Raw genomic sequence first — 7,927 nt, forward strand, 5'->3', positions numbered from 1 at the left:
CCATTCAGCGGCCCTGATCACGTGGTCGTACAGATCCGAATACCAGCCCTCGAGTTCCCCGGCCTCCACCCCCGCCGCGGTGCGCCGCATCACTGTATTGACCACCTCGCGCATCGGCAGCACGATACGTCGCAGTTCGACGAGTTCCTTCCGTAACCGGTAGGTGTCCCGTTGCAGTACGCGGGTCTGGGACCGGTCGTCGAAGAGCCTGTCCTCCAAGGATTCGATCGCATCGTCAAGCTGCTGGATGGTGTCGAACTGGCCGTCGACCACCACGTCGAGAATCCCGTGCAGCAACGACGCGCTGCCCATCCGCAGCAGATCCGAGTTGTCGTCCCAGCGACGAACCACCTCGTCGATGTCGAAGACTGCTCGCGTCGGATCTATTTCGTGGCGCACCGTCACCACACCGGTGGGAAGCACGAAGATCGACACCCGCGCGGTCAACAACCGTGACTCGATCGAACCGGAGATCTGGGGTCCCAGCGCCGTGGCGTACACAGTGAGAAAGGTGTGGGTCGCGTAGCGGCTGGCCTTGGTTCGCTCGCTGTGCTCGACGACGTCCTCGACGGCTCTCGGATCCAGCGAGAGCTCGTCGGCAAGCTCAACGAGCAGACTGTGGCTGGGGTTGAGGAGGTCGACCCAGACCAACGCCCCGTCCTGGCGCAGATGTTCGGAAACGTCGTCCAGCGGAAAGTTCTCGACCTGCAACCGACCGCTGAGCCACAGCCGGGTACGAACGGCCCGGGAAGACGCCCCGGGCTCGGCGTTCATGGTGGGCGGTCCGCTCATGCACGTTCGGTGTGCATGCGTTCCACCCGCCAGCCCTAGCTGGTGGTGTGGACGATCAGAACGTCAGTCGTGGACTTGCGTGCGACGTTGGCGGGAACCGAACCGAGTAGCCGGCCCGCGATCGTGTTCAGGCCCACGTTGCCGACCACGAGCAGGTCCGCGCCCACCTCGTTGGCGAGGTCGACCAAGGCGTCGACCGGCGCGCCCTCGATCGCGCGTTCCTCGACGTTGACGGCACCAGCGGCCCTGGCACGCTCACTGGCGTCTCGGAGGATGTCGTAGATCGGCGCGTTGCCCACCATCTTGTAGCCCTCGTCGCGCAGTGTGTCAGCGGCCCGGGTGTCCTCGGGGGCAGGCAGGTAGGCGGTCGCCACGATGACTTTCGCATCGGGCCCAGAGGCCAGTGCGCCTGCCCGGTCGACCGCCAGCAGCGAGGAACTCGAGCCGTCTGTGCCGACGACCACCGTGTTGTAACCGCCCATTAGTACCCTCCAGTACTGAAAGTTGCTGCGCCAACCGCAAACAGTAACGCCTCAGCAGGGCCCCAGGGCGGGATTCGCCTACTCCGGACCTCCGGCGCGCCGCTCTGGTTGCCCTCTGACGTGGGGTAACGGCTCTGCAGCCCGGCTTCGGTGACCTTCACTACAGCCCGGCGTCCCGCGAAGCGGATCGAGGGTGAGCGTGTCAGTTCGGCCGACACCCGCCCGTGGCTCCATTCACGGGTCAGTAGGCGATTCCCAGCCTCGGCTCGGATGGCACTTCAAGGCTGTTCTCCCGCACGATCACCGGGTCACCGACTTTGACCGTGTCGAAGTACCACTCGGCATCCTCGGGACTCAGACTGACACAACCATGGCTGACGTTGGCGTTCCCGAGTGCGTTGACGGCCCAGGGTGCCCCGTGCACGAAGAGGCCGCGCTTGGTAATGCGCACGGCGTGTTCGACTTTCATGTGGTAGCCGTCGGGACTGTTGACCGGGATGCCCACACTGCTCGAGTCCATGGTGACCGCTCGCTCCTTGGCCAACACGGTGTATATGCCGACGGGTGTCGGATATTTGGGCCGGCCCATCGACGCCGGGAACACACCCGGTTCACCCCACCGGGGCCGGTGGTGCGGGGCTGGTAAGGACGAGGACGGTCCCGCGTCGGCACCGTCGATGGTCACGGTGAAGGTGTGGTCAGCGATGCTGGCGACGCCGATGACAGCCGCACCCGTTGCGAAATTCGTGGGACGGCTGCCGACTGAGAGCGCGATTGTGCTGTGCGCCGGCCAGAACTGGTCGGGCACCCACTGCACGACGTTGCTTTCGAGCCAGTCGAAACGTCCTGACATCGCCGGTGCCGACGAAATGTCGAGCCGACGCTCGGCTGCGCGCCGGTTGGCGACGGGGGTCCGGAAAGTCACCACGACCGGATGCGCCACGCCAACCACGTCGCCCGGCTTGGGCAGCACCGACACGATCGAGAGCGCCGGGGACTCGTTCGCCGCCGCCCCGCTGACGCCGGCCGGCCCGGTAAACATCGTCGCCACGATCCCGATCATCGCGAGAACACATCGAATAGCCGCTGGCATCGCTGCTCCTACTCCCGTTTGGCTGGTTGGCCCGCCGATACGCCTCAGCCCGCCGCCGGACCAGGCAAGATCGGCTGGCCGGCGACCGGATTGCCGGCCGGGGCCGAACCGGTCGGCGTTCCTTTGCCGCCATAACCTCCAGCCATGTCGAGGATTGGCGCGCCGACCGGCAGCGGAGCGCCCATCGCGGCAGCACCCACTGGGATGGGCGCACCCACCGCGGCGCCCACCGGCACCGGCGGCACACCCACCGGCACGGGCGGAACGCCCACTGGAACGGGCGGAACACCCACCGGAACGGGCGGAACACCCACCGGAACCGGCGGAACACCGACAGGAACGGGCGGAACACCCACCGGAACCGGCGGAACCACCACGGGCACCGGTGCGCCGATCACGCCGGCACCGACCGGCAGCGGACCAGGCACTGCCAGCGGTACGCCGGCCATATCGGCGACCGGAGCACACAAGGGCGCGGCCCCAACCGGCCCGGCGGCGGCCGCCGGGTCTCCGGCGGCACCTGCGGCACCTGCGGCACCTGCGGCATCCTCGATGCAGTAGCCGCCGCCGGTCTTCAGCGGGGTGCTCGCCGCAACGGGGCTCACTGCCACGACGACTCCGCACAACCCAAGACTGACAACGACTTTGAGGGCGAACCGGGTGGTGGTCCTTGACATGGTTTTTCCCATCCGTGTTGAGGTCTGAGGCGAAACTACAGACCTGTAAGACACCGGACGGGGAGGCGAATCGGGGGGTTACCGAACCGTGGCCGAGCGGAAGCTCCACGGTTACACACCCGGCTGGGAAGTCAGCGCTGGCGGGTCACTTGAGGCCCGCCGCGTCCATACCGCGTAGTTCCTTCTTGAGGTCGGCGATCTCGTCGCGCAGCCGCGCCGCCAACTCGAATTGAAGATCACGGGCCGCGGACATCATCTGCTCGGTTAGTTCTTTGATGAGGTCGGCCAACTCGGCGCGTGGCATGGACCCTGCCGCTCGCCCCTCGCGAGCTGCTCCGGCCGCCGTGCCGCCGGTCCGGCCCGGTTCACCCTGCGCGCGCCGTCCGCGCGACGTATTGCGACCCGAACCGCCGATGTCCACCGTCTCGCCGGATTCAGTGTCGTCGGCCTCGCGGTATACCTGATCGAGAATGTCGGCGATTTTCTTGCGCAACGGCTGGGGATCGATGCCCCGCTCTTCGTTGTAGGCGATCTGCTTAGCCCGACGCCGCTCGGTTTCGTCGATGGCCTCCCCCATCGAAGCGGTGACGTTGTCGGCGTACATGTGGACTTCGCCGGAGATGTTGCGGGCCGCCCGCCCGATAGTCTGGATGAGGCTTCGGGTGGACCGCAGGAAGCCCTCCTTGTCGGCGTCGAGGATGGACACCAGAGACACCTCGGGCAGGTCGAGTCCCTCGCGCAGCAGGTTGATGCCGACGAGCACGTCGTAGTCGCCGAGTCGCAGTTGGCGCAGGAGTTCCACCCTTCGCAGGGTGTCCACCTCCGAGTGCAGGTAGCGCACCCGGATGCCCATCTCCAACAGGTAATCGGTGAGATCCTCGGCCATCTTCTTGGTCAGCGTGGTGACCAGGACCCGCTCGTCGCGTTCGGCGCGGGCGCGAATCTCACCGATCAGGTCGTCGATCTGGCCTTTGGTCGGCTTGACGACCACTTTGGGATCCACCAGGCCGGTCGGGCGGATCACCTGTTCGACGAACTCCCCGCCGGTCTGGGCCAGTTCGTAGGGACCCGGGGTCGCTGACAGGTACACCGTCTGGCCCACCCGGGAGCTGAACTCCTCCCAGGTCAGCGGACGGTTGTCGACCGCTGAGGGCAGCCGGAATCCGTACTCCACGAGATTGCGCTTGCGGGACATGTCGCCTTCGAACATGCCGCCGATCTGCGGCACGGTGACATGCGACTCGTCGATCACCAGGAGGAAATCCTCCGGAAAGTAGTCCAGCAGGGTGGCCGGTGCGGAGCCGGCCGACCTTCCATCTATGTGCCTGGAGTAGTTCTCGATACCGGAGCAGAATCCGACCTGACGCATCATCTCGATGTCGTAGCTGGTTCGCATCCGCAGCCGCTGGGCTTCCAGCAGCTTGCCCTGCCGCTCAAGTTCGGCCAACCGCTCGGCAAGTTCGGTCTCGATGCCGGAGATAGCCTGCGCCATCCGGTCCGGGCCGGCCACGTAGTGGGTGGCCGGGAAGATGCGCAGCGAGTCCACCTTGCGGATCACGTCGCCGGTCAGCGGGTGCAGGTAGTACAGCGCCTCGACCTCGTCACCGAAGTACTCGATACGAACCGCGAGTTCCTCGTAGGACGGAATGATCTCCACGGTGTCCCCGCGGACCCGGAACGTTCCCCGGGTGAACGACATGTCGTTGCGGTCGTACTGGACGTCGACGAGCATCCGCAGCAGCCCGTCGCGGGGCACCTCACTGCCGACCTGAAGTTCCACCGACCGATCCAGGTAGGACTGCGGCGTACCGAGGCCGTAAATGCAGGACACCGAGGCCACCACGACCACGTCTCGGCGCGACAGCAGGGCCGAGGTAGCCGAGTGCCGGAGCCGCTCGACGTCGTCGTTGATCGAACTGTCCTTCTCGATGTAGGTGTCGGTCTGAGCGATGTAGGCCTCGGGCTGGTAGTAGTCGTAGTACGAAACGAAGTACTCGACGGCGTTGTGCGGCAGCATTTCCCGCAACTCATTGGCGAGCTGGGCGGCGAGCGTCTTGTTGGGAGCCATCACCAGCGTGGGCCGCTGCAGCCGTTCGACGAGCCAGGCGGTGGTGGCCGACTTGCCGGTGCCGGTTGCGCCGAGCAGGACGACGTCCCGCTCCCCGGCCCGGATCCTGCGTTCCAGCTCCTCAATCGCCGCTGGCTGGTCGCCGGCCGGCTGGTGCGGGCTGACCACCTCGAACTGGGCCCCGGTGCGCACCACGTCTTCCACAGCACGATATTCGGAGTGAGCCAGCACGGGACGCTCGGCGGCAAAAGCCATGATCTCCACAGTAAGGGTGCCGGCGGACAGCCACCCGGTCGACTGAACAACGGATGAACACCAGCTGAACTGGATATGGCCGAACCAGCTACGCCGCGGTCTGCCGATTCCTAGGCTCGCAGTGTGGAGGCTCGCAGTGTGGAGGCTCGCAGTGTGGAGGCTCGCGCGCCGGCTCCCACGCTGGCGACCTGGTTAGGGGAGGATTTTCGTTTCTTCCCGACGTTGCGGGGTTACCGGCGGCGCTGGCTCGGTCGGGACCTGATCGCGGGCTTGACCTTCGGTGCGGTGACCATGCCGGGTCAACTTGCTACTGCCCACCTGGCCGGGATGCCGCCGATCACCGGGTTGTACGGGTTCGTCGTGGCGACCATTGTTGGGGCGGCAATCTCCACCAACCGTCACCTGGCGATGGGTGTCGACAGCACGGTGGCTCCGATCCTGGCAGCCGGCCTGGCCGCGGTCGGGGCGGTGGCGGAAAGTGAGTACTACATCGGACTGGCGATGATCACCGCCTTTTTGGTGGGGATGTTCACCCTGATCGTCGGTGCGGGCAGATTGGGATGGGTTGGCGATTTCCTGTCCCGGCCGGTGATGATCGGATTCTTCGGCGGGATCGCGGTGATCATCATCGTCAATCAACTACCCGGGATCCTGGGAGTCGAGGAGGGCCACGGCCGAACACTCGAAAAAATCGTCCAATTGGTCAAACACATTCCCCAGACAAACATCCCGACGATGATCCTTGGAGTCAGCTCGCTGGTTCTGCTGCTGGTCATCGCCAAGATCAACCGCCGGATCCCCGGTGCACTCATCGTCCTGACGCTGGCCTCCCTGGCGATGGTCGTCTTCGGGCTGAAGGACTACGGCGTCAGTACGCTCGGCCCACTCGACCGGGGGCTGCCGTCGTTCCAGTTGCCGCCGTTCTCCCTGCAGTCGGTGGAAACGGTGGCCACCACTGCACTGGTGGTCTCGATTTTCTGCCTGGCACAAACCGCGGCCACCACACGCTCGGCCGCGAACATGGGTGGCTTCGACACCGATGTCAATGCCGACTTCCGGGCGCTGGGCCTGGCCAACATCGCCTCCAGCATGGTGGGGTCATTCACGATCAACGCCAGTCCGCCGTCAACCACGATCATCGCCGAATCCCGTGGCCGCACCCAGTTGGCCTCGTTGATCGCCTCGGCCATCGCGGTGGTGGTGCTGTTCTTCAGCCAGATCATCGAGAACCTGCCGTCGGCGACGTTGTCGGCGGTGCTGATCTACATCGCGATCAAGATCTTTCGCGTCGACCAGATGCGGGCCACCCAGAACTACACCTGGAAGGCCTTCGCCTTGATGCTGATCTCGCTGATCGGCACGGTCCTGCTGGGCATCGTCTACGGCGTTCTGTTCGCCGTGCTGGTCTCCTTCATCTACCAGGCCTCCCGCACCGCACGTCCGGAACTGCTCCGGCTGGGGCGGTCCTCGCTGGGCACCTGGCTGCCGCTGACCGACCAGCGGGCTGCCACGGTTCCCGGCATCGCGGCGTTCGCGCTGAACGGTCCGCTGTGGTTCGGCAACGCGAACTGGTTCCGGATGCAACTCATCGAAGCGATGCCGGCCACCGACGACGACCCGGACGGCGAGGAATTAGCAGAGGAGGATCAGGTCGACCTGCTGGTGCTCGACGCTCGCCGCATCGACGATGTCGACTTCACCGGCTTTGAGGCGTTGGCCTATGTGGCCGAGATCGCCGCCTTGCGGGATGTGCCCTTCCTGGTAGTCGTTCAGCAGGGCAGAACGCAGAAAGCGTTCCAGGGCGGCGGGTTCTCGGAGTTGCTCGGCCGTTCGCGCTTCTTCGACACGATTCCGCTGGCAATCGCGGCATACCCGAACCTCCGGGCGAACCGCAAGTCCCGGTCGGAGGCCCCCGGGTCAGGGTATCCCCAACCGCATTCCGAGTACGGTTCGGACACCGTACGCTGAACGGCATTCACCCGCCTAAGCACGAGATCTTCGATATCGCCGCGCGCACGAACACCGATCCGAAGGGGTTCGTGCGGACGGTCGACGAGTATCGGCTGTATCCGTGGGGCCTGTACATGGCGCGGCCCACACCGGGGCGGCCCGAGTTCCACTACCTGGAGTCCTGGTTGCTGCCCGAATTGGGGTTGCGGGCCAACGTCTTCCACTTCAATCCGGGCTTCGAACGTTACCAGGACCACTACCTCGACGTCGGGGCGATCAGCGTCGCCGCGGACCGGTGGCAGACGCAGGATCACTATCTGGACCTGGTGGTCCGTACCGGCCGGGACACCCGACTGGTCGACGTCGACGAACTGCTGGAAGCCCACCGTCATGGCCTGCTGTCGACAGAGGCGGCGCAGGCGGCCCTGCGCACTGCTGTGACGGCAGTCGCCGGCCTGTCCGCTCATGGTCATGATCTGAACGTCTGGCTGGCCAGCAGCGGCATGGAATTGAGTTGGCGATAAGCGTACGCTCGACCCCCGTGGGACGCATGGGACGCTGGGGCACGGTCGGTGCCGCTGTGGCTCTGACGTTGCTGCCCCCGGCCGTC

7 protein-coding genes are annotated in these 7,927 nt (G+C 65.7%); 2 read left to right on the top strand and 5 right to left on the bottom strand.

Annotated features, from left to right (window positions below):
* From ADBZ5N_RS15765 to uvrB, 5 genes are all read right to left on the bottom strand, one after another.
* The coding region (locus ADBZ5N_RS15765) for a magnesium transporter CorA family protein (RefSeq protein ID WP_526258991.1) at positions 1-792 on the bottom strand (792 nt) is incomplete at its 3' end.
* 35 nt (positions 793-827) lie between these two features.
* Complete coding sequence (locus ADBZ5N_RS15770) at positions 828-1,274, bottom strand: universal stress protein (RefSeq protein ID WP_526258993.1); 447 nt, start codon at positions 1,272-1,274, stop codon at positions 828-830.
* Between the two features lie 241 nt (positions 1,275-1,515).
* A complete protein-coding gene (locus ADBZ5N_RS15775) occupies positions 1,516-2,367 on the bottom strand; it encodes a L,D-transpeptidase (RefSeq protein WP_526258995.1) in 852 nt (283 codons plus the stop codon).
* A 44-nt stretch (positions 2,368-2,411) separates the two neighbouring features.
* The gene (locus tag ADBZ5N_RS15780; RefSeq protein WP_526258997.1) at positions 2,412-3,044 is read right to left on the bottom strand and encodes a hypothetical protein; all 633 of its coding nucleotides are present in this window, start codon (positions 3,042-3,044) and stop codon (positions 2,412-2,414) included.
* Between the two features lie 145 nt (positions 3,045-3,189).
* A complete protein-coding gene (gene uvrB / locus ADBZ5N_RS15785; protein WP_526258999.1) occupies positions 3,190-5,367 on the bottom strand; it encodes an excinuclease ABC subunit UvrB in 2,178 nt (725 codons plus the stop codon).
* Between the two features lie 123 nt (positions 5,368-5,490).
* Here uvrB and ADBZ5N_RS15790 point away from each other — a divergent pair, with 123 nt between their 5' ends.
* A complete protein-coding gene (locus ADBZ5N_RS15790; RefSeq protein WP_526259001.1) occupies positions 5,491-7,335 on the top strand; it encodes a SulP family inorganic anion transporter in 1,845 nt (614 codons plus the stop codon).
* 5 nt (positions 7,336-7,340) lie between these two features.
* On the top strand, positions 7,341-7,841 hold the full coding sequence (locus ADBZ5N_RS15795) for a ribonuclease FAU-1 family protein (protein ID WP_526259003.1): 501 nt from the start codon (positions 7,341-7,343) through the stop codon (positions 7,839-7,841).
* Positions 7,842-7,927: the final 86 nt, after the last annotated feature.

This window comes from Mycobacterium sp. (assembly GCF_044370595.1).
Classification (GTDB): domain Bacteria; phylum Actinomycetota; class Actinomycetes; order Mycobacteriales; family Mycobacteriaceae; genus Mycobacterium.